We start from the raw sequence: 21,859 nt of genomic DNA on the forward strand, positions 1-21,859 counted from the left end.
CGAAAGGGCTTATCGATGAGAATGATCAAGCAGCTCGGTGAGGAAAGCGGGGTGTCTGCCCGCAATGCTCCGGAAAGGGCGTTCACGATTGCACTTCTCTGCCGGCTGAGCTGCGCCGGGCCGGGATGGCGACCAGGGCCACGCCGGCCGCGATGGCGAGGGAGCTGACGATGAGGCCCGGGGTAAGCGGTTCGCCGAGCATGGTGACGGAGATGGCGATCCCGGTGACCGGCACGCCAAGCATCACGGTCGATATGGCCGTCGCCGGCAGCCGGGTGCTGGCCGCGTTCACGGCGCAGAAGCAGAAGGCGGTGGCGACCGGCCCGATGAAGAGGAGCGTGGCCCAGAAGCCGGCGCTGCCGTCGCCCGTGAACGGTCCCTCCATCACGACCGCGGCGACCAGCAGCAAGGCGGTCGCGAACAGCATCTGCCAGGGCGCCAGCGCATAGGCGGACGACAAGCCCCTGGCATGGCGCAGATGCAGGATGCAGACGGCCCAGCAGAAAGACGCGCCCAGCAGCATCGCATGGGCCTGGATAACCTCTTCCCGGCTCCAGTCGATGGTCAGCGGATTGACCAGGACCGCCACCCCGATAATGGCCAGGAGCACGCCGCCGATCCGCGCCGCCGATACCTGTTCACGGAACAGGAGGATGGAGGCCGGTGCGACCCACAGGGGCGTCGTGTAGCTCAGAATGGCGGAGCGTCCGGCCGGCAGCTGGGTCAGGGCGATCACCACCAGCGCCGTGAACAGCGTCATCTGCAATCCGCCGACGGAGGCGACAAGCGGCCAGTCCTCCGCACGCGGCAGGCGCAGCGTCCCCTGGACCGCCTGCACCAGGAACAGACAGCCCGCGCCAGTGGCGAAGCGAAGGGCGGACATCCAGATCGGGGAGACATGCTCCAGCCCGATCTTCATGACCGGCCAGTTGGCGCCCCAGAGCAGGATGGCCGCCGCGAGCGTCAGGGCCGCAGCGAACCGATCCCGACGATCTTGCGGCTCTACCCGTCCTACCTCCCGCTCCGGGCACAGGCCTGAGGGCGGGCGTGCGGGCAGAGGGGAGGGGGGCTGCGTGCCAGCCGCGAGACACGGAGGACACGGCGCCTGGAAGCTGGTGCCGGGCATGGTCAACCCCGATGCTGGAGAACCGGAAGAGCCGGAAGAGCGGATCAGGCGATGTCGACAACCACCTTGCCGCGCGCCGCCCCGCTCTCCAGATGGCGGTACCCATCGGCAGCCTGCGCCAGGTCGAAGCGGCGGGCATCGATCAGCGGCTTGACCTTGCCCGCGTCGGCAAGGACGGCGAGGTCCTGAAGTATCTGGCCGTGCCGCTCCCGGCCGATATCGTGCAGCATGGGGATCAGCATGAAGACCACATGCAGCGACAGACCCTTCTGGTGCAGCGGGGTCAGGTCGTGCGTGCTGCGCGCGGCGGTGGCGGATATCCGGCCTTTGAGCGCGGCCGCCTGGAAGGACTTGTCCAGGTTCGCTCCGCCCACCGTGTCGATCACGACCGGAAAGCCCTGCCCGGCGGTGAGGCGGCTGACATAGTCCGCAACCGTTTCCTCGCGATAAAGGATGGCGTCGTCGGCACCCAGATCGTGCGCGGTGGCGGCGGCCTCCTGGGAGGAAACGGTAACGGCGACCCGGGCTCCCTTGGCCTTGGCAAGCTGAACGGCGATGTGCCCGACGCCGCCGGTGCCGCCATGCGCCAGGACATGGTCGGCGGCCTTTACCGCTGCCCGCTCAATAGCTTCCCATGCCGTGATGGAGACCAGCGGCAGGGCCGCCGCCTCACGCATCGACAGGGTGGTCGGTTTGCGGGCTAGCAGCCGCGCATCCGCCACGATGTACTCTGCCAGCGTACCGCCCTGGCCCTTAACGCCGCCCACACAGCCATAGACTTCATCGCCGGGTTGGAAGCCCGTCACGTCCGGCGCGACCGCCTCGAGCGTCCCGGCCATGTCGGCGCCCAGGATCGCCGGGAGGTCCGGACCGATCGGCAGGCCGGTTCGAATGCGGGCATCGACCGGGTTCAAAGCTGCGGCGGCAATGCGGACCAGCACGGTTCCGGGACGCAGGTCTGGGCGCGCCACCTCGGTGAGCTCGAAATTCTCGGGCCCGCCATGGGCCTTCAACAGAAGTGCCAGCATTTTCTGCCGTCCTTTGTAAGCAGAGGGGGAGACGAGGAAAGGATGCGGGGCATCGCGCAATCAGCAAAACGCATAATTCTGATTGCTTTTAGAAGCCGCTCGACTTGATAAGCATGCCGTTGCCCATTGACGACTTCCGCCATTGCTGGCTGGCTCCCGGTCCGAACTTCGGCAACCAAGCTGTTGATGTCATCGGATCGGGCGAACGATGCCTATCGCCCGCGGCAAGCCGGGGCCGTTTCCCGACCGGATGGGACGGGAGCGGCAACATTGCGGTCAATACTGTCCAGAGGGACTGCGGACACCTGACGGGGAAATCCGCAGCGTCGCGGCCTATTTCAGCAGCACAGGCCCGGCATCGATCTTCACCCGCAGCAGCTCATAGGGCTTCTGACGGAGATCGCGGCCCTCATGAAAGCCGGGCTGGCGATGGAGCTGGTTGGCTGTGAAGTAGAGATATCCATCCGTTCCGATTGACAGCGTGTCGGGCCAAAGCATGCGCGGGTGCTGCGCGATGGTGGTCCACTGTCCATCGGCCAGACGGCGGATGCTGTTGTTCTCATAATCGCTGGCATAGACCCGGCCCTTGTCATCGGCCTCGAGCCCGTCGGATGCCCCCTTCTCGCCAAGATCGGTCACGGCGGCGGCAAGCTCCGCCTCGGACACGGACGCATCGCGCAGCAGGGCCGTCGGCACGGCATAAAGATGCCGGCTGGACAGCGCGCAGTAATAGAGGGTCTGGCCATCGGCGGACAAGGCAATGCCGTCGCTGGCGACCCGGAATGGCGCCGGCGCGCCATTGGGCGGGCGGGCCATCAGCTTTTCCCCCTCGACCACCGGCTGGAAATCCGGATCGGGCGAGGTGGAGGGATGGCCGCTCAGCCGGCGGAGCGCGGTCCCGGTCGCCAGGTCCACAACGATGATGCCGCCGGGACCGCTGAGGGACGAGTCGGTGATATAGGCGACACCCTCCTTGCCTTGCCCCAGATCGAACCGGACGTCATTCACGTAGGTTGTCGGCAGCACCACGTCGGTCGGCAGCACGATGGTGCGGACCACCTTGTCGGTCGCGAGATCCACGGCGACCAGCTTGGCCCCGCCTGCCACCGGCGGCTTGAAGCCGGGCGCTGCGGTGTCCAGGACCCAGAGGCGGTTCCGGGCATCGGCCACCACGCTCTGCACGCTGATCAGCGTCGTCGCCGGATCGGCGGCATCGCCCCGGTTTATCGCGGGGTCCGGATAAGCCACCGTCTTCCCGCCGCGCACTTCCGCAACAGTAAAGGGGACGTCGTCGCCCCAACGGGGAAAGTTCACGAAGATGCGCCCGTTCGGCGCCACGGTCACGCCTGTGGGCATGGCGCCGGTGAAAGTCGCGACCTGCTCCACCTCGCCTACATTCTGGGCGATGGCCGGCAGCGCGACGAGCGCCGTGGACAGGAGCGCTGCCATGAATCTGCGCATGATCTCAAACTCCGCTGTTTTCGACGCCTCAGAAGCCGGCCAGCACATTCTTGCCAATGGCGCGGCCGCTCTCGGCAAGAGCGTGGAGGCGCTTCAGGTTGGCTGCATTGATCGGCCCGTCCTGCGTGGTCATGGTGGTCCGAAGCACCCCGGCATCGACCAGGGCCGAAACCTCGTTCAGCAGCCGATGCTGTGCGATCATGTCCGCCGTCTGATAGAGCGGGCGCGTGAACATCAGCTCCCAGGCGACGGTGACGCTTTTGCGCTTCAGTTTGACGATGTCGAAGCTTTCCGGATCGTCGATCAGGGCCAGATGACCCTGCGGCGCGATCAGCTCGGCAATCGCCGGCAAGTGGCTGTCGCTGGCGGTCAGGCTGGCGACATACTCCACCGGGCCGATCCCGATCTCCTGCAATCCTTCGTTCAGCGGCCGGCGGTGATCGATCACATGGTGCGCGCCCATCTCCTTCACCCAAGCGATGGTATCCGGGCGGGACGCGGTGGCGACCACGGTAAGGCCGGTCAGGCGGCGCGCCAGTTGGATCAGGATGGAACCCACCCCGCCGGCGCCGTTGATGACCAGCAGGGTCCCGGTCTGCGTCTTGACCCCATAAGGCACCCGCAGCCGCTCGAACAGCAGCTCCCAAGCGGTGATGGCAGTGAGCGGCAGAGCCGCGGCTTCGGCGAAGCCGAGGGAGCGTGGCTTCACGCCGACAATCCTCTCATCCACCACGTGGAATTCGGCATTGGTGCCGGGCCGGTCCAGGGCGCCGGCATAGAAGACCTCGTCGCCGGGCGCGAACAGCGTCACGTCCGATCCCACGGCCTCCACCAGGCCGGCGGCATCCCAGCCCAGCACGCGCGCACTGCCGGTCGGCGGGGCCATGTTCTGACGGACCTTGTAGTCCACCGGGTTGACCGACACGGCCTCGACCCGCACCAGCAGGTCGCGCGGGCCTGGCGTCGGCACCGGCAGCTCGATGTCCACGAGCGCCTCTGGGGCGGTAACGGGACCATTGCGGTAATATCCGACTGCCTTCATGGCGATCTGATCCTTATGCGGATGATTGGGTGGTTCTGCCCTGGCCGGAAGAATGGCACTGGCCTTGGTAGCTGATAAGCGCATAATCATTATTTGACCTATCAGGAAACCCGCTGGATCGCCGACCAGGGCGACAGGGCCGTCCTCGGACGCCAGCATCCCAACATCCAATCCCCGGAAAAGGGCTGGTCGCATGTCCCTTCGCGCCAGCAGGCTAAGGGGCGGAGCGGGAGATCGTCCTGGATCTCACCGCCTCCTGTTGGATGTTTCCGCCCCCCATCCCGATCCGGGGCATCCTCCTCAAGCCGCGATGCCTTGCCCGCGCAGGTAACGCGGCCCGGGCTTCGCATGGCGGAAATGCCCCGACATGGTGTGGCGGGCCGCCTCGTAGGCGGTCCATTCGCTGCCGTCCTGGAGCGGCGGAATGGTCACCACCTCGCCGGCATCGAAGCCGGCCAAGGCCGCATCAACCATGTCCTCGGCGGACATCACCATGTCGGCTGGAAGATTGCCGTGGCCGCCAACGCTGGCGACATCCCAGAACTCCGTCGCCGTCGCTCCCGGCAGCACCGCCTGCACCCGCACGCCCTTGTCGGACAGCTCATGCTGGAGCGATTGGGTCAGCGCCAGTACATAGGCTTTGGTCGCGCCATAGACGCCGTTCAGGATTTCCGGCCCGATGGCGACGATGGAAGCGATGTTGATGATGGCTCCCTGACCGCGCGCGACGAAACCTGGGGCCGCCGCATAGGTCAGCCGCGTCAGCGCGGTCACGTTCACCCCGATCATCTCCTCCATCCTGTCCACGTCGGACTGGAGCAGCGGCGCCGCGGAGCCGAAGCCTGCATTGTTCACCAGAAGCGTCACGCTGGCAGTCCGGCGCAGCAGCTCCTCCACATGCAGAAGGTCGTCGGTCCTGTTCAGGTCGGTGCTGATGACGTTGACCGCCCGTCCGCTCGCATCGGTGACGCGCTTCGCGACCTCCTGCAGCCGCGCGGTGTTCCGTGCGACAAGGATCAGGTCATAGCCGCGCTTGGCCAGCCGGTCCGCATAGATGGCGCCGATGCCGGTGGACGCGCCGGTAATCAGGGCGGTGCCCTTGGGTTCATAGGTGCTCATGATCGTTCTCCTTTACGCCCCCAGCGGGCGTTGAAGAGAGATTAGCCTTGCTCCGGCATGGCGGAAATGTCATCGTTGCGTCGTTTTCTGCCATCCGGAGCAAGGCGATGCGCAAAGTCGGCTTCATCCTCTATCCCGGCTATTCCCCGATGGGCTTCGCTGTCAGCACCGCGTTCGAGGTTGCGAACCTGCAGGCTGGGGAGCCGGTCTATGACGTGCGCATGCTGTCCGAGCATGGCGGTCTGGTGCGCACCTCGCTCGGCTTCGACGTGGCGACTGAGCCGTTCTCGGGCGACCACTACGATCTGCTGGTCGTGGGCGGCAGCATGCAGGAGGCATCGGCGGAAACGGTCGAGTTCATCCGCCGCGCTCCAGGGCATTGCCGCAGGATCGCGGCGACCTGCCTTGCGGCCTTTGTGCTGGCCGAAGCCGGGCTGCTGGACGGGCGGCGCGCGACAACCCATTGGATACGGGCGCGCGAGCTTCAGGCGCGCTATCCCAAAGTCCGGGTGGAAGAGGACCGTATCTTCATCGCCGACGGGCCGGTCTGGACATCGGCCGGAATGACGGCAGGCATCGACTTGGCGCTGGCCTTGATCGAGGAGGATCTCGGGCTGGAGGCGGCGCGCAACGTGGCGCGCAAGCTGGTGCTCTATCACCGCCGTGCCGGCGGCCAGTCGCAATTCTCCTCCCTGCTGGAGCTTGAGCCCAAATCGGACCGCATTCAGAGCGTTCTGACCTATGCCAAGGGCCACCTGTCCAATCGGCTGAGCGTGGAGGAACTGGCCGAGGTCGCGCACCTCTCGCCCCGCCAGTTCAGCCGCGCTTTCCAGACCGAAACCGGCCAGACGCCGGCCAAGGCCATCGAGCATCTCCGGCTGGAGGCGGCGCGGGTCCTCATGGAAGATACCAGCCACACCATCGATGTCGTGGCACAGCAGACCGGCTTTGCCGACCGGAACAGGATGCGGCGCGCCTTTCTGCGCGCGTTCGGTCAGCCGCCCCAGGTGATCCGCCGCGCTGCGCGCGGCATGGCGGCGGTTGCGGAGGATCTGGCCGAGGCCTGAACAATTCTGCACGCAGGGGCGGCCAGCCCGGCGCCGGACCGGCCGCCATACCCGCTCAGACCGCCAGGGCGGGCGCCTTGGGGAAGTCGATCTCGGTGCCGCTCAGATTGTTGGTGTAGTTGGTGAGGATGTTGGCGACCACGTTCGCCAATACCTCCAGCACCTCACCATCGCTGAGGCCGGCGGCACGGGCCTTGTCCAGTTCCGCCGTGGCGACCCGGCCCCGCTCGGCCACGATGGCCTGGGCCAACTGGACGATGGCGGCGGCACGCGGGTCCGCCGAGCGGCCCTGGCGGGCGGCCAGGATTTCATCCTCCGGAAGGCCGGCGAACTTGCCGCTGTAGCTGTGGGCCGACAGGCAGTACTCACAGCCGTTCACCTCCGCCACGGCCAGGGCGATGCGCTCACGCTCCTTGGCCGACAATGTGCCAGCGGCGATCGCCTGGTTGACGGCGAGATAGGCGTTCAGCGCCGCCGGAGCCTGGGCCAGGGTCGCCAGCGCGTTCGGAACCTTGCCCAGTTTGGCGCGGATGGCGGAAAGCTGCTCGGCTACGGCGGCCGGGGGATTGTTGCGGTCAACAGGAGCAATGCGAGCCATGGTCTTTCTCCTTTTCATGTGCCGGCAGCGCTCTCGCCGCCGGTTCTGAAAGGAAATATGCGCTACGGTCTGCGACAGCGTGTCCGAGATGGTTTGCAGATCGTCCAGATCGCGATAGCTTCGCGGCTCTTGAACCAATGATCGGGGAGACCGGAGCGATGCCGGCCGACCAGCACGCCGCCTCTCCCGCCCTTGACCGGCTGGCGGCCATGTTCGCCCGCGTCCATCTCACCGCCCGCGTGTTCCAGGCAGGTGCGTTCTGCGGAATAGGTGAGATGAGCGGCAGCGGGTCGGCGGGCCATCTTCATCTGCTGCGGGCGGGTCGCGTGATGGTGGAGGGGCCTCATTCCCGGCAAATCCCGCTGGAGGGGCCGGCCGCCGTCCTTTTTCCGCGGCCGGCCGCGCACCGGATCGTCGCCGGGGATGGGACGGTCGATCTCGTCTGCGCCGAAATCTGGCTGGGCGGGCCGGGCAATCCGCTTGAGCGCGGCCTGCCGGACCTGCTGCATCTGCCACTGGAGCCCGGCGACCAACTGGGCGGCGCGCTTTCCCTTCTGTTCGGGGAGGCGGGCGGAAGCGGCTGCGGCAGGCAGGTCATCCTGGACCGGCTGGCGGAGGTGGCGCTGGTCTATCTGCTGCGCCACGCAATGGCCCGTGCAGGGCAGGAGCCCGGCCTGCTGGCGGGACTCGGCCATCCGGCGCTGGCGCGCGTGCTGACCCGGATGCATGAGGACCCTGCTGCCCCCTGGACCCTTGAGCGGATGGCGGAGGTGGCCGGCATGTCCCGGTCCGCCTTCGCAGAGACCTTCAGAACCGTGGTGGGGCAGACGCCCGGCACCTATCTGCAGGGCTGGCGCCTGCAACTGGCGCGCGCCGCTCTTTCCGCCGGCCGGACCCTTAAACAGGCCGCCCGCGAGGTCGGCTATGACAGCCATGCCGCGCTGTCGCGGGCATTGTCGCGTCGGAAGCCGGCTACGGTGACCGAAGCCATCTCCGGCTAGGCCACGCCGTTCTGGAGGGGGACGGATGCCGCCAATCGGCGGAGCCGGACTGTTCGGGCGCAAGGCCGGAGGGCGTCAACTTTTCCCGCCATCCTCGGTCACCAGCCTGCGGATAGCCTGAACCAGTTCCGAGAGCTGATAGGGCTTGGTGAAAACATCGGTGAACTCGCCATCCAATTGCTTCGGAGGCATGGCGCTGGTCAGGACAATCGGCACCCCTGCCAGATCCTGGTCCTGCCGCAGTGTACGGGCAAGCTCCTGGCCGTTGATCCTGGGCATCATGTAGTCCGTGATGACAGCATCCGGCCGCTCCCGGCGTGCCAGGTCCAGCGCCTGCTGCCCGTCATGGGCCATGATGGCGACGAACCCCTCATCCTCCAGGAACTGCGCCACCGTCAGTGCGATGATCACCTCATCGTCGACGACGAGGATTCTAGGCGCCCTCCGATCCCCCATCTTTAAGCGCCTTCCTCCATTCTCTTTCCAGGTCCGGCCAGCAGCCATATCGGCTGACAGCCCTGCCGGCCCGGGACTGTGGACCTTTTCCCCCTCGCTCATCCGCACCGCACGGAACAGCGAACCGGACCGGTTGCCCTGGTTACGCCGGTAGGCGCACCCGGGGCCATTGATCAACAAGCGCTCAACTTTGTCGTCGCTGGCGCCTGCATCCATGCGGAACCAGCGCAATTCGACGGGCCTGCCTGCGCATCGGGGAGCTTGGTTCCCAAAGGCGCCGACAGGCCTACGACACCACTGACCGGAATGTTTCCGGAGCACTGGCTCCGAAAGGAAAACGGGCGGTGAACGTCGTGCCTGGAGCCGCCCGCCCGACATGCAGCGTGCCGCGGAGCCGTGCGACCTGGGAGCGGATCATGGACATGCCGAAGCTGCGCGAGGCCGCCGGGTCGATATTGTCCGGGAGGCCGCGCCCCTGATCGGACACCACCAGCTCGCACCCATCCGCATGACGCCGGAATCTGATTTTGATGCTGCCGGCCTGATCGGGCGCGTAGGCGTATTTGTAGGCGTTCAGGACGAGTTCGGCCACGATCATCCCAAGCACGACCGAGATGTCCGTGGGAACTTCCGCGCCAGCATCTGCGTCCAGAACCAAGGTACGAAGCTCATTCCTCGCAAAAAAGGCGGAGCGCAGTTCGCGGCACAGGCCTTCCAGGTAGGATGCCATGTCCTGGATCGCGGCCCCGCTCTGATAAAGCTGGCGATGGACCAGAGCCATGGACCGCACCCGCGCCATCATGGCGGCAAGATCATTCTGAAGGTCCGGATCGGAGCTTTTACGCTGCTGCCGTTCCAGCAGATTGCACATGATCTGGAAGTTGTTGGTCACCCGGTGGTTCAGCTCCTGAAGCTGAAGCTTCTGCTGGTCCACCATGCGGATCAGGGCATTGCGGGCATGGCACCGTTCGGTGACATCCCATACCTGGATCAGCACGCCCGTTCCGCCATCCAGGTCCATCCGGCGGACGTTCACGTCGTGCGACATCGGACGTCCATCCTGGCAGCGCAGGGGGAACAGCATGGGATGCAGGGTGTGCGACAGAACGCCGGGCACGCCGTAGGCGATCGCATCCTCCACGGCCGTCTGGAACAGGGAGTTCCGGAGGGCGGGAAGTTCCTCCCACAGGGGCCGTCCGGAGAGATCTTCCGCGGGCAGGCCCGAGACCCTCTCCATCCAGCTGTTCCAGTGCCGGACCCGCAGATCCCGGTCGAGAACAACGATGCCGCATTCGATCTCATCGAGGAGGGCGAAGCCGATATTGGTCGTAGTGAGAGGCATCATTTTGATGACCCGTCCTGGCCGGGAAGATTTGCGATGAACTCACGGATCAGTGTCCGAAGCTCGGTGAGAGAGGGAATATCCATGAGAAGGGCAATATAACCGTTTAGGTTACGGGACCGGACCGCAAAATCGATGTACAGGAACAGGACCATCTCATCGGCGCCGGGCTCCCGCTCGGCCAGGAGTATGCGCCGTCCGTCCCCCCGCAGAACCGTCGGCAGCGCGATCTTCAGCCCTTGTCGGAGCGTATTGGCGATGACCGCCAAGCAACCGTTCAGAATGATGTTGCCGATCTCGGTCAGCGCCTCCTGTTCGATGTCGGCGATGTCCGCGATGCTGGGCGCAGCCTCCACTTCCATCAGGGCGCGGACCAGGTCGAAGCTGCGGGATTCCGGGAAGATCAGCAGGGCATGGCCGGAAAAGGGACCGGTGAAGCGCTGGCCGATGGCGACCAGTTCCGCCGCCTCGCGCATGGACAGAAGGTCCGCCGCCGCGAGAATGGGCAGAATCTCGACCTTCGGCACCGATAGCAGAACCTGGTCATCCAGCAGACGGCTCAGGCTGGTGGCTGCCCGCCCCACGCCCATGTTGACCAGCTCGGTCAGGGCATCGCGCTCAAGGTCCGTCAACTCCACAATCGATCACTTTCCTGGTCGTCACGTCGCGGCCGTCATTTCAAGGCCACATCATCAAGGCTGTATCCCGCAGCCCGCCTTTGGACCAGCATCAGTCTGCTCTAATGCGTGTGGATAGGGAACCAAGTCGTCGATGGACAGTGAAAAAAAATGAAGCGGCCGTGCCCGCGATGTGTGGCTTTCATCGCCGAGGAGGTGTCGGCGGCACAGGGTTTGCCACTGTGCAGGGAGTTGTCGCGGCTGAAGAAACACCCCATGAGTGTATCGGTTCCCGGTTCCGGCTTCAACCTCGGCGGTTCTGGCGTACCGGACTGCGGCTGGCACCGACTGACAGGTACAGGCACTGGTCTGGCGATCTATACCTAGGTTTAGCTTCACGACGCCCGGCGGCATGGCAGGCTGCGCAACCGTGAACGTTGCCGGCCATTGGGCTGCGATCTTCCTGAGGACGTGCTATAGACAGGAACGTGAATGCCTGGGCCGGATCGAACAGGAACAACGGCTGAGATGATCTGCATGTTCGTCTGGCAGCGGATCGAGCGTGCCAAGCACCTGATGCTCACGACCGATGAGCCGCTGGCCCGGATCGCTCTGGATTGCGGGCTGGCGGACCAGTCCCACCTGACCCGTCTGTTCCGGACGCGGGTGGGAATGAGCCCGCAATCCTGGCGGCGGGAGCAGGGCGCTGCGCTGCTTCTCGAGGTCTGACCCGGCTGGTCGTTTTTCCTTCGAGCAGTTACCGGAGAACGCCGTTGGAACCCCGTTCACGGTGCTTTCTGGCGGCGCTCTGGTTGCGGGATGTGCAGGGGCACTGCCGTAACGCCTCCGCACTTTCCTGGTGCATAGCCCGCTATTTCGCGGCTGCGACCTTGAGGATGGTATCAAGACCAGAGATGTTCGTGGCTTCCGACATAAGCTGTCCATCCTGGGCCGGAGCGAGCGGGGCGAAGTCCGGGACCACGACCTTGCCCTGCTCCAGATCGCGGCTGATCTGCGCGATGGCCGCGGCCAGCGCGTCCACGTCCGCTCCCTCCACCACCTCGGGCAGCGGGTCCAGCCCGGCCGAGGCATAGACCGACCCTAGCGCGTTCTGCACCTCCGCATAGGCCCGGTCGCGCGCGCGTGTCGCCAGCAGCGCGCTCGCCGCCGCCCGCACCCGCTCCAGCCGGGTCTGCGCCTCCGACAGCGCGGCACTTTCCGTGTTGGACAGGATGCGCTGCTCCACATCCTGCAACGCCGCCGCCCGGGTGAACAGCGTCGTGGCCCGGCCATAGCGGTGCCAGGCCAGGTTTACCTGGGTCAGCACCGCCATGCGCAGCGCCAGCCGGCGGGCCTCCGCCACCTCCATGCGCGCGGCGTTCGCCTGCTTCACCTTGCTCCAGTTCAACAGCGTGAACAGGTTCCAGGTCACCTGCACCCCGGCATCGGCCCAGTCCTGGTTCACCAGATAGGAGTTGGTGTCGTAGTTCAGCCCGGCATACAGGTTCGCCCCCGGCAGCAGCCGCAGCAAAGCGCTGCGCGCCTCGGCCGCCGCGTTGCGGGCCAGATAGGCCTCTTCCCGGATCTCCGGCCGCTTCACCATGGCCACCCGCTCCAGCGCGTCCAGCCGTAGCGGCATGGCCGGCACGGCCAGCTGGGTCTCGGCCGGCACGGCCAGCCGGTACTCGCTGCCGGGAGGCAGGTTCATCAGGCTGGCCAGCTGCGACTTGGCCACGGCCAGCTCGGCGTCCACAGCCTCGAGCTGCTGCACGATCTCCAGCATGGCCTTCTGGAAGCGCAGCGCATCGAGCGGCGGCAGCAGGCGCTGGCGCTCGGTCTGCTCGGCATAGGCCAGCACCTCGCGGGCTTGCGTGAGGATGGCGTCCACTTGCGGCCGCAGCCGGTCGGCGGTGACGGCCTCCCACCAAGCGGCGCGCACCTGCTCGGAGAGGGCCAGCACCACGCGGCGGCGGCGTTCCTCGGCGGCGAGGATGCGGTTGGCCTGGCTTTTGGCGCCGTAGTAGCTCAGGCCGAAATCCAGGATGTTCCAGGAGAGCTGCACGTCGGCGGTGCCGGAGGTGCGCTCCTGGCTGGTCGAGGGCTCGAGCGAGACATTGCCGGTGGCGACCGATTCGGAAACGGAGGCCTGGGTGTTGGAGCGGGTGCGCAGGCCGGCACGGGTGGTGAGCTTGGGCAGCAGGTCCTGCTTGGAGACGTCCAGCAGGCTGTCCTCCAGCGCGCGCTCCATCACGGTCTGGCGGTGCTGGAGGTTGTACTTGAAGGCGCGCGCCAGCGCCTGCTCCAGGGTCACAGGGCCGCTCACCGCTTCCTGTGCCGCGAACATCGCCGCACGGTCCGACACAGCCTGCCCGATCTGCTCCTCCAAACTCATCGGCTCAGGGCGGATCGCGCAGGCCGAAAGGGCGGCGAGGAGCAGGGCGGAGGTGCCGAGCAGGCGCGCCCGCCGGGCGAAGTTGAAAGAACGCGGGCTCTGCGCGTGGATCATGATCACTGGCACCCTTTCTGGCTCCGGCGGGCTCTGGCCGCTCAATCGGAGGATTGGTTTGTTCTGGTTAAGGAAGGCGGAATGGGCGGGGGATGGCTGTCTCCCCCGCCCCGGGCCTCAGGCGGCCTGCTGGTCCACGACAGGTCCGGTCGGCTCCGCCTGCTCCTCGGCCTCGGCCGGGGTAGCGCCCGCCCAGAGACCCAGGCCGTCGAGGAAGGCCAGCCCGTCGGCCAGCCAGCCCTCACTGCTGGCCGCCCGGATGGCCGCACTGACCGGCGGCTTGCCCTCGAGTGGAAGGGCTTCGGATCCGGCGCGGCTATCCCGGGCGGGTCCGTCCGTTCCGTCTGCCGGAGCCGGTTGTGCCTCGTCGTTTTCTGGTCCAGGCGCCTGCGCAGGGGCGGGCTCTTGCGGGGCGCTGCCCTGCCCGGGTGCGGCTTCCCGGCCGGCGGCGGTGGTTTCACGGCGGACCTGGATGTTGAACCGGGCCTCGGCCGAATTGCCCTTGTTGTCCCGTGCCACCACCTTGATCAGAAGGGTAGCTTCCGTGCCGGGCGGCGGCGTCACCGCGAAGGTGCCGGTCACCGGGTCGAAAACAATCCAGTCCGGTAGCGGTGAACCGTCCGCCATCCCTGCGGTGACGCTGACCTGGGCCGTGCTGTCGGTGCTGACGAAAGTGCCCGGCGGCAATGCCAATTGGGTAGTCCGCGGGGCCTCGTTGTCGCTGCTGCGTGCGGCGACGGCGGTATCCGGTGGATTCTGGGCCAGCATTAGTGTGGACACCTCCGCCCCTGTACTCCGGCTGGCGGACGCGGACGATACGACGGCGACAACGCTTGAGCCGTTCGTGATGGGTACGACGACGCTGGCCCCCAAATCCGGCGGCGGCGGGGGCACCGGAGCCGCCACGGCAATGGGAGCCGATGGAGATGCGGGCGGTGCCGTGGGTAGTGCGGGCGGCATGACCGGCGGGGCCTGAGGTGGTGCGGGTAGCATAGACACCAGGGTCGGCAGCGCTGGCAGAACTGGCTGTGGCGCGGGTGGCTCCACCGGGACCGGTGCTGGAACGGGTTCAGCCGGCGGTACCGGTACTGGCTCCACCGGGACCGGTGCTGGAATGGGTTCAGCCGGCGGTGCCGGTGCTGGCTCCACCGGGACCGGTGCTGGAGCGGGTTCAGCCGGCGGTGCCGGTACCGGCTCCGCCGGGGGCACTGACGGGCCTGGCTCAACAGGGGGCGGCGGTGGCGGCGCAATCACCATCGTCACATCCTTGCTGGCCGAGGCGCCTGCGCCATCGGTTGCGATGATCGTGATTGTCTGCGGACCCGATGCCGACCCGAGCGGCCGGCCGGAGATGGTGCCCGTAGTCGGATTAAAGCTCAGCCCGTTGGGCAGGTTCTGCACCGCTAGCGTCAGCGTGTCTCCCGCATCTATATCTGTGAACAGCCCGCCCGGAAGAGTGAAACTCATCTCCTGCCCGATTTGGCCTTGAATGAGGGGAACAGTGACACCGGTTGGAATTGGCGCGTCGTTCACCGGCGTGACCATCAGCGTCACCGTGGTGGTGGCCTCCTTGGCCCCACCGCCACCGATGTTGCCACCATCATTGATGCTGACGGTCAGGGTGCGGTTGGTCGTGTCGTCCTGAGGCGTGGTGTAGGTGAGCCGGCTGGCGGTGATGAAGGCGTTGATGCTGGCGGTGGTGCCGGTCAGCGTCAGGGCCGTGGCGGTGCCGCCCACGGTGACGCCGCTGCCGGAGTCGGCAGCCAGGGTGCCCGCCGGGACGGACAGCGTCACCGTAACAGGCCCAGCGCCCGCATCCACATCGGCGAAGCTAATGCCCGTCAGCGCACTGGCCACATCCTCCGTCACCGTCAGACCCGCGGGCGCGGTGATGGTCGGTGCATCGTTCACAGCCGCAACCGTAACGGTGCGGTGGGCTGCCGCGCTGGTGAAGGTGCCGTCATTCACGGTGAAGCTGACCGTGCGATCGGCCGTGGTCGGCGTGTCGGAGGTGTTGCGGTAGGTCACGGCCCGCAGCGCGGCCTGCCACTCCGCAACTGTTGCCGTGGCGCCAATTGATTCCAGCGTCAGGAGACCGGCATTGTAGTCCTTGACGGCGATGTTGCCCATGCCGGGGCCGTTGGTGAAGGCCAGTTCGTCCTGGCCGGGGACGAACCCGCCGATGATGCTGACCGTCGCGGTGGCAAGGGTCGGGGAGTCGTCGGTGATCACCAGATCGGGTGCCACGGCCACCGACGCCTGTTCAAAGGCGGCCGTCGTCCCCGTCACGGTCAGGACAGGCGGGGTATTCGTCACCGGCCGGTCGTCGTCCAGCGGGGGATAGCCCGGATCCTCGGGGGCGTTCGGCGTCCCGGTGGTGTTGCCGGGCAGGAAGATGGGGCCTTGGCCGTCATCCCGGATGGTGGCGGTGCCGCTAACGCTGCTGCCCGAGGCCGCGCGGGTGACGGTGAGGCTGAACGTCTCCGCCCCTTCATTGGCGGTGTCGTTGATGATGGGCGTGCGGACCAGCAGCGTGGCCCCGGCCAGGGTGAGGTCGGTGCCGGGCGTATAGGCTACCCAGGCGCCGCCGATACGGACCTCCAGCCCGGGCCCGAAATCCTCCGTCCCGTCGGTGGCGATGGTGCCGTTGCCGTTTTCGATGATGGCGGTGCCGTTCGCGAGCGCCAGCCGGATCACCTGGCCGATATTGCCGGTCACGGTGAACACGGCGTAGGGCGAGGCCTCGTTCACGGTGATGCTGTTCACCGAGACGCTGCGGTCATCGTCCAGATAGGCGGGGTAGCTCGTATCGCCCGGCGCGTTCGGAATGCCGGTTGTGTTGCCCGCCGTGAAGATGGCGCCGGTGCCGTCATCCTGGATCGTGCCCGTGCCGTCGACACTGGTGGTGCGGCCGGTCAGCGTCGCCCGCAGGATGAAGGTCTCCGCCCCCTCCAGGATCGTGTCCTGTTCCGCCTGGATGTTCACGCGGACCAGGATCTTGCCGTCGGCGCCGAACGTGGGCAGGGCCGCCTGCTCATCATAATTGGCCCAGTCCAGCCCGTTCCAGACCTGGAGCGTCTGGCCCGCATCGATATTCGCCCGGCCGGCGACCGTGCCGTTCAGGCTGTCGTTGATCAGCTGCAGCCGTGCGGTCTGGCCGGAGTTTCCGGTCAGGGTGAAGATGGCGTAGGGCGAGGCCTCGTTGACCATCGGGCTGCTGACGGTCAGGGTGCGGTCGTCGTCCAGCGCGGGATAGCCGGGGTGGTTGGTGGCAGTGGCCGTGCCGGTGCTGTTGTCCGCCAGATAGATGTCGCCCGTGCCGTCATCATAGATGCTGGCCGTGCCATAGACGGCGCGGTTGGCGCTCATCCGCTTCACTTCGAGCGCAAAGGCCTCCTGCCCCTCGAAAACGGTGTCGTTGATGATGGCGGTGCGGACCAGCAGGGTGGTGCCGGCCATGGTGAGGTCGGTGTTCGGCGTATAGGCGACCCAGCTCGTGCCGTTGTGGTACTCAAGGCCGGGGCCGAAATCCGCCCCAGCCGTGGCCGTGCCGGCCACCAGCGCCAGCCGGACAACCTGCCCGGCATTGCCGGTGACGGTGAAGACGCCATAGGGCGATGCCTCATTCACCGCGATGTTGTTGACCGTGAGGGTGCGGTCATCATCCAGATAGGCGGGGTGCCCACCGTTATTTGGGTTGTTGGCGGTGAAGCTCTGGTTGCCGGACAGGTAGATGGTACCGGTGCCGTCATCGACGATGCTGCCCGTGGCGCTGTATGCCCCGCCCGCCTTGTTCAGCGCGGTCAGGCGGATCGTCTCCTCCCCCTCCGCCAGATCGTCGCCCAGCACAGCCGCGCGGACCAGCAACGTACCGCCGCCCGGGATGGCCACCGCGGTGCCGGTATAGGCGACCCAGTTCGTGCCGTTGAAATATTCCAGGTTGGCGGACACGTCCAAGCCAAGGGTGGCGCGGCCTGCCCCCTCCCCGGTGCTCTCAAGCGCCAGCCGCACCTGCTGGCCCTCCGCCCCCTGCACCTGGAACAGGATGTGGGGCGAGGCCTCGTTGACGCGCGTGCCGGTCACGGTCAGGGCGCGGTTGTCGGGGGCCACGACGATGTCGACGGCCGAGCTGTCCTGCAGCCCGGCGGCATCGCGGGTGGTGATGCGCACCACGTCGCGGCCGCTGAAGTCCTGCGCCCCCGCATAGGTCAGGGTCGCCAGCGCCGCGTTGATCTGGTCCTTTGTGCCGGTCAGGGTCACCGTGCCCGTGCCGGCATTCGCCGCCGCCGCCCCGTTCAGGTTCCCGAAGTTCAGCGTCCCGGCCTCCGCCGTCAGCACGACGGTGAGGGAGTCATCGTCCACATCGGCGACGGTGATGCCGGTGATGGTGGTGCTGCCGCCCTCCGCCACCGTGAACCCACCCGTCGTGACGGTGTTCACGGGCGCGTCATTGGCACCCTGGATCGTCACCGTCAGCGTGGCCGTCGCGGTCGCGCCCGCCAGATCGGTGACGGTGTACTGGAAGGTGTCCGTCTGCGTCTGCCCGGCGCCCAGCGCCTGGATCACAGGGTTGGAATTGTCCACGGTGTAGACGTAGCTGCCATTCGCCCCGATGCGCAGGCTGCCGTAGGTCCCATTGACGAGCGTGCCGTTGGCGGAGGTCGTGCCGCCGGTGACCGCCGTGGCGCCGATCAGGGAAACCCGAAGGACATCATCGGCATCGACATCGCGGTCGTTGGCAAGGATGTTGCCGACCGGGTTGATGCCGGCTGTCGCGTTGCCGGTGCCCCCCGCCTCCACCGCGAAGGCCGTGTCGGCCGTTGCCACCGGCGCGTCGTTCGCACCGCGGATGGTGATGGTCAGGCTCGACGCGGCCGTGCCGTTGTCCGAGTTGGTGACGAAATAGGTAAAGGCCTCGGTCAGGGTGTCGGTCTCGGTGCGCAGCGCATCGACCGCCGGGTTGCTGTTGTCCAGCGTGTAGGTGTAGGTGCCATCGCTGCTGACGGTCAGGGTCCCGTACCGCCCCACGACGGGGGTGTTCGTCCCGACCACCACCGGATCGGCGGAGCCATTGGTGACCCGGGTAACATGAAGATTGGTGGTTCCACCCGGCGTCGTGTCGTTATCCAGCAAGCCGCCGACGACAGATGCAGTATTCTCGGTGATGTGGTCGGTGTCGGCGAGCGCCGTTGGATCCTTCGCCCCGGATCCCAGCACCGTCACGAACAACGTCGCCGTGGAGGTGGCGCCCGCCGCATCCCGCATCGTGTACTGGAACGACTCAACCGCGGACTGCCCAAACGACAGGTTCGGGTTGTCGGTCGCCGGCGTGTAGACGTAGCTGCCGTTGGCATTCAGAAGCAGCGTGCCGTGAGCACCATTCAGCGTTACCGAGGTCTGGCTGCCTGAAAAGGTGAGGCTGGAACCGTTAAGCTTCTGCGCAGCTGCAAGTGTGATCTGCGTCACCACGCCGTTCGTCAGCTGAACGTTGTTGACCGTGGTGGAGAACTGGACACCATCCGCATTGAGGCCCGAGACGGTCATCCCAGCGGAAATCGTGCCGGCTGGTGCGGTTATGTTGATGGTGGTTGACGCCGGCGCGCTCACCGACTGGAACGCTGCAACACCGTAATTGCCGCCACTCACCTGGTTGGAGAAGCCGAAGTGCGTGTTGGGCTCGATCCCGACGAAGGCCAGGGAATGGCTGACGGTCAGCACCCCTCCAGTGTTCGAGCCGACGGTGACCGGTTGCCCGTTGTAGAAGACCTGGGCGCCCCTCGCTCCGTTCGAGTCGAAGAATACCAAGTGGCCTGCGCTGATGAAGTTGAGGTTCCCGCCGGTCGGGTGCGTAAAGGTGACGGTGGTGGCCCCCGCCGATGAGCCCGTTGCTGTCGCACCGAATTGCAGGGTCTTCGTGTCCCCAGCATCCACATCCGTGTCGTTGCCCAGCACGTTGCCGGTGGCATCGAAGCCGGTGACAGCTCCGGTCCCGGTCGTGGTTTCCTTGGCGACATTGTAGTCGTTGTCGGCGACCGGCCCGTCGTTGGCGCCGCGGATGGTGATGCTGAGCGTGCTGCTGGCGGCAAGTGCTGCGTTGGCGGCGGAATAGGTGAACACCTCGGTCAGGGTGTCGATCTGCGCGCGTAGCGCCTGCACGGCGGCATTGTTGTTGTCGATGACATAGGTGTAGGCGCCGCTGCTGTTCAGCGTCAGCGTGCCGTAGCGGCCGACCACCGTGAACACGCCGCCATTCTGGGTGCTGGAGCCCGCGCCCGTCACTGCGGTCACGGTCGGCGTGCCGCCGTCCGGATCGCTGTCGTTGGTCAGCACATTACCGGTGGCGTTGGTGCCAAGCGTGGTGTTGTTCGTGCCGCCGGCCTCATCCGCGATGCCGGTGTCGGGCGTCAGGACCGGGCGGTCCGGAACATTGACGACGTTGAAGGTGATCGTCTTCGCGACAGGGTCGAGGTCGACACCACCGTTGGCCGTCCCGCCATCGTCCCGCACCTGGAAGGTGAAGCTGGCGTAACCGGTTCCGAACTGATTGGCCGCCGGGGTGAAGCGCAGCAGGCCCAACTGGGCCGCGGCGATCTGATCCCCCTGCGCGACCGCGACACCGTTCAGCGTCAGCGTGCCCGCGGTGGGAAGCGTGGTGATGCGGACGGAGTGGAAGCTGTTGCCCGGCATATCGTTCGCGTCCGTGGAGCCGAAGTCGCGGGCGCTGAACCGGTAGCTGGTATCCTCGTCCAGCGTGATCGTCTTGTCGGCGCCGCTGGGGGCGTCATTCACGGCAGTGATGCTGATCGACAGCGTGGCGGTGGCCGTGCCGCCGCGCGTATCCCCGATCGTGTAGGTGACGGTGGGCACTGGGCCGGCATAGTTCGCGGCCGGCGTGAAGCTGTAGCTTCCATCTGCGGCCATCGTGAACTGGCCGACGCCCGTGATCGTCACGGGTTGGCCAACGGTGCCGGTGGTGCCGCCGAAGCTGAAGCCGGTGACGGCAAGGCTGTCGCCGTCCGGGTCGCTGTCGTTGATCAGCACATTGCCGGTGTTGCCCGTGCTGTCCTCCAGCACCGTGCGCACGTCGTTCCCGGCAACGGGCGCGCGGTTCGGCAGGATCAAGGCGTTCATCGCGCTGTCCACCCGGTCGGAGGAGCTGCCGATGAACTTGAAGGTCTGGCCGTTGGCCGTGCCCGCGCTGCCCAGTCCGTTGAAATGGGCCTGGTCCACGACAAGGATGTAGGCCCGGTTGTCGTTCGGATTCCGGTCGCCGTCGCGATTGCCGTCGGCGGCGGCCTTGTCCATGTCGGTGAAATCGGCGTCCGACCAGAAGTAGAAGCCACGGACAACGCCGTTGACCTTGATGGGGCGGCTGATCCAGCCGAAATGCTCAACGCTGTTGATTGTGACCCGCGCCAGGACGTCGTTGCCGGAGAAGTTAGTGCTGGGTTGCATGTCCGTGATCGTCACGCTTCCCAGCGAGGTGCTGTAGAAGTAGTGGCGATTCTGCTCCTTCTCCGCCAGGAACGCGGTCCCGCCCGTATCCGGACCGGTGTAGACTTGATAGGCGTTGACGAAGGTCATCTTCGCCGTTTCAACGTTGTAGGCGACCCCGTCCAGTTGGATGACGGACCGATCATCCTCGACAGCGATCCGGGCGCTCTCCACGAAGTTGACGCTGCGCCCGATCACGGCGTTCGCAAACGCTTCCCCCTCATCCCCCATCGTGTCGGCTTGAGGGTTTAGGAAGTGGTCAATCGCATGGCCATACTCCTCAATCAGGGTCAAGGTCAGCACCTGCGCGTCGGCTTGTGCCTGCCACCAGTCCGAATTGATGAAGATCGTCGGTGTGCCACCAGGGCCGTCCGCAGCGAAGGCGGCGAAAGTCCCGCCCATTGAGTCAGCGTCGACGAACTGAATCACTAAGTTGAACGTCCCATCTGCGATCTGCTGGCACACCATCTCAGCTCGCGCGATCCAGTCGGCTGAGGGCTCGGACTGATTGCCTGGGAAGTTCTCAAACAATTTGAGGTGGCCGCTGACTCCTGCAAGGTATTTGGCGATCAGCTCCTCGACGCCTGGGCGGACAGTGTCGCGCAGGGCCTGCCAGTTGCCCAAGCCGGCATCTATGAGGGCAGTCTCCGTCCGCCCTGTCCCGCTTCGGTCATCCGGCCAGAGGACGCCTCCAACCTTTGTTCCCGCCAGCATGGGGGTGTTCTCCGCCTCATGCGTAGCCTGGGCGTCCTGTTCCGGCTGCAACGCCGGCTCTCCAGCAGGCAGGCGGGCCGCTCCCGAATCGGTCGACACTTCCAGTGCAGTCGCAACCAGGGCCGCATCGAACATGATGCGGGGCTCCAGCGCCATGGCTGAGGCCGCGGTTCGCTGCCGCCGCTTGGAAGTGGAATGGGAAGCGGCGGTATCGGAACGGCGAGTCATTTTATCTCGTCCATGGACGCAGGAGGCACGCCTTGGCGGTATCGAAAAACGCAGGCCTAT

The 21,859-nt window shown here is 66.4% G+C and carries 14 protein-coding genes; 3 read left to right on the forward strand and 11 right to left on the reverse strand.

Annotated elements, in window-relative coordinates; all coding sequences use genetic code 11:
• Positions 1-82: 82 nt before the first annotated feature.
• The 5 genes from DOL89_RS17460 to DOL89_RS17480 all read right to left on the reverse strand — a co-directional run bounded on the left by DOL89_RS17460 (position 83) and on the right by DOL89_RS17480 (position 5,776).
• Positions 83-1,057, reverse strand: coding sequence for a DMT family transporter (locus tag DOL89_RS17460; RefSeq protein ID WP_404813516.1), 975 nt, complete (start codon positions 1,055-1,057; stop codon positions 83-85).
• A 113-nt stretch (positions 1,058-1,170) separates the two neighbouring features.
• Complete coding sequence (locus tag DOL89_RS17465) at positions 1,171-2,154, reverse strand: zinc-dependent alcohol dehydrogenase family protein (RefSeq protein WP_119680659.1); 984 nt, start codon at positions 2,152-2,154, stop codon at positions 1,171-1,173.
• A 333-nt stretch (positions 2,155-2,487) separates the two neighbouring features.
• Positions 2,488-3,615, reverse strand: a complete 1,128-nt coding sequence (locus tag DOL89_RS17470; RefSeq protein ID WP_119680660.1) for an L-dopachrome tautomerase-related protein — start codon at positions 3,613-3,615, stop codon at positions 2,488-2,490.
• A gap of 28 nt (positions 3,616-3,643) precedes the next feature.
• Positions 3,644-4,657: a zinc-binding alcohol dehydrogenase family protein gene (locus DOL89_RS17475; protein WP_119680661.1), complete on the reverse strand. Its 1,014-nt coding sequence runs from the start codon at positions 4,655-4,657 to the stop codon at positions 3,644-3,646.
• A gap of 300 nt (positions 4,658-4,957) precedes the next feature.
• Entirely contained in the window at positions 4,958-5,776 is an 819-nt protein-coding gene (locus tag DOL89_RS17480; protein ID WP_119680662.1) for an SDR family NAD(P)-dependent oxidoreductase, read from the reverse strand.
• Between the two features lie 107 nt (positions 5,777-5,883).
• Between DOL89_RS17480 and DOL89_RS17485 the strand changes: the two genes are divergently transcribed.
• The gene (locus tag DOL89_RS17485) at positions 5,884-6,843 is read left to right on the forward strand and encodes a GlxA family transcriptional regulator (RefSeq protein WP_119680663.1); all 960 of its coding nucleotides are present in this window, start codon (positions 5,884-5,886) and stop codon (positions 6,841-6,843) included.
• 55 nt (positions 6,844-6,898) lie between these two features.
• Here DOL89_RS17485 and DOL89_RS17490 read toward each other — a convergent pair whose 3' ends face one another.
• On the reverse strand, positions 6,899-7,441 hold the full coding sequence (locus DOL89_RS17490) for a carboxymuconolactone decarboxylase family protein (RefSeq protein WP_119680664.1): 543 nt from the start codon (positions 7,439-7,441) through the stop codon (positions 6,899-6,901).
• A gap of 158 nt (positions 7,442-7,599) precedes the next feature.
• Here DOL89_RS17490 and DOL89_RS17495 point away from each other — a divergent pair, with 158 nt between their 5' ends.
• Positions 7,600-8,442: an AraC family transcriptional regulator gene (locus tag DOL89_RS17495; protein ID WP_162937626.1), complete on the forward strand. Its 843-nt coding sequence runs from the start codon at positions 7,600-7,602 to the stop codon at positions 8,440-8,442.
• A gap of 75 nt (positions 8,443-8,517) precedes the next feature.
• Here DOL89_RS17495 and DOL89_RS25960 read toward each other — a convergent pair whose 3' ends face one another.
• Genes DOL89_RS25960 through DOL89_RS17510 form a run of 3 tightly spaced genes read right to left on the reverse strand, consistent with a single transcriptional unit; the run spans position 8,518 to position 10,878 of the window.
• The gene (locus DOL89_RS25960; RefSeq protein WP_119680666.1) at positions 8,518-9,276 is read right to left on the reverse strand and encodes a response regulator; all 759 of its coding nucleotides are present in this window, start codon (positions 9,274-9,276) and stop codon (positions 8,518-8,520) included.
• Positions 9,185-10,243 (reverse strand): sensor histidine kinase, encoded by a 1,059-nt coding sequence (locus DOL89_RS17505; RefSeq protein WP_119680667.1) that lies wholly within the window; start codon positions 10,241-10,243, stop codon positions 9,185-9,187. Before DOL89_RS17505 ends, DOL89_RS25960 begins: the two co-directional genes overlap by 92 nt.
• The gene (locus tag DOL89_RS17510) at positions 10,240-10,878 is read right to left on the reverse strand and encodes a chemotaxis protein CheC (protein ID WP_318658547.1); all 639 of its coding nucleotides are present in this window, start codon (positions 10,876-10,878) and stop codon (positions 10,240-10,242) included. Before DOL89_RS17510 ends, DOL89_RS17505 begins: the two co-directional genes overlap by 4 nt.
• A gap of 507 nt (positions 10,879-11,385) precedes the next feature.
• On the opposite strand from DOL89_RS17510, the gene DOL89_RS17515 reads away from it, so the two are divergent.
• A complete protein-coding gene (locus tag DOL89_RS17515) occupies positions 11,386-11,586 on the forward strand; it encodes a helix-turn-helix domain-containing protein (RefSeq protein WP_225890025.1) in 201 nt (66 codons plus the stop codon).
• 142 nt (positions 11,587-11,728) lie between these two features.
• On the opposite strand, the gene DOL89_RS17520 is transcribed toward DOL89_RS17515, so the two are convergent.
• Both DOL89_RS17520 and DOL89_RS17525 read right to left on the reverse strand, forming a co-directional pair.
• The gene (locus DOL89_RS17520) at positions 11,729-13,363 is read right to left on the reverse strand and encodes a TolC family protein (RefSeq protein ID WP_162937628.1); all 1,635 of its coding nucleotides are present in this window, start codon (positions 13,361-13,363) and stop codon (positions 11,729-11,731) included.
• A gap of 117 nt (positions 13,364-13,480) precedes the next feature.
• Entirely contained in the window at positions 13,481-21,799 is an 8,319-nt protein-coding gene (locus tag DOL89_RS17525; protein ID WP_162937629.1) for a VCBS domain-containing protein, read from the reverse strand.
• Positions 21,800-21,859 lie beyond the last annotated feature (60 nt).

The sequence above is a fragment of the Indioceanicola profundi genome (genome assembly GCF_003568845.1).
GTDB lineage: Bacteria > Pseudomonadota > Alphaproteobacteria > Azospirillales > Azospirillaceae > Indioceanicola > Indioceanicola profundi.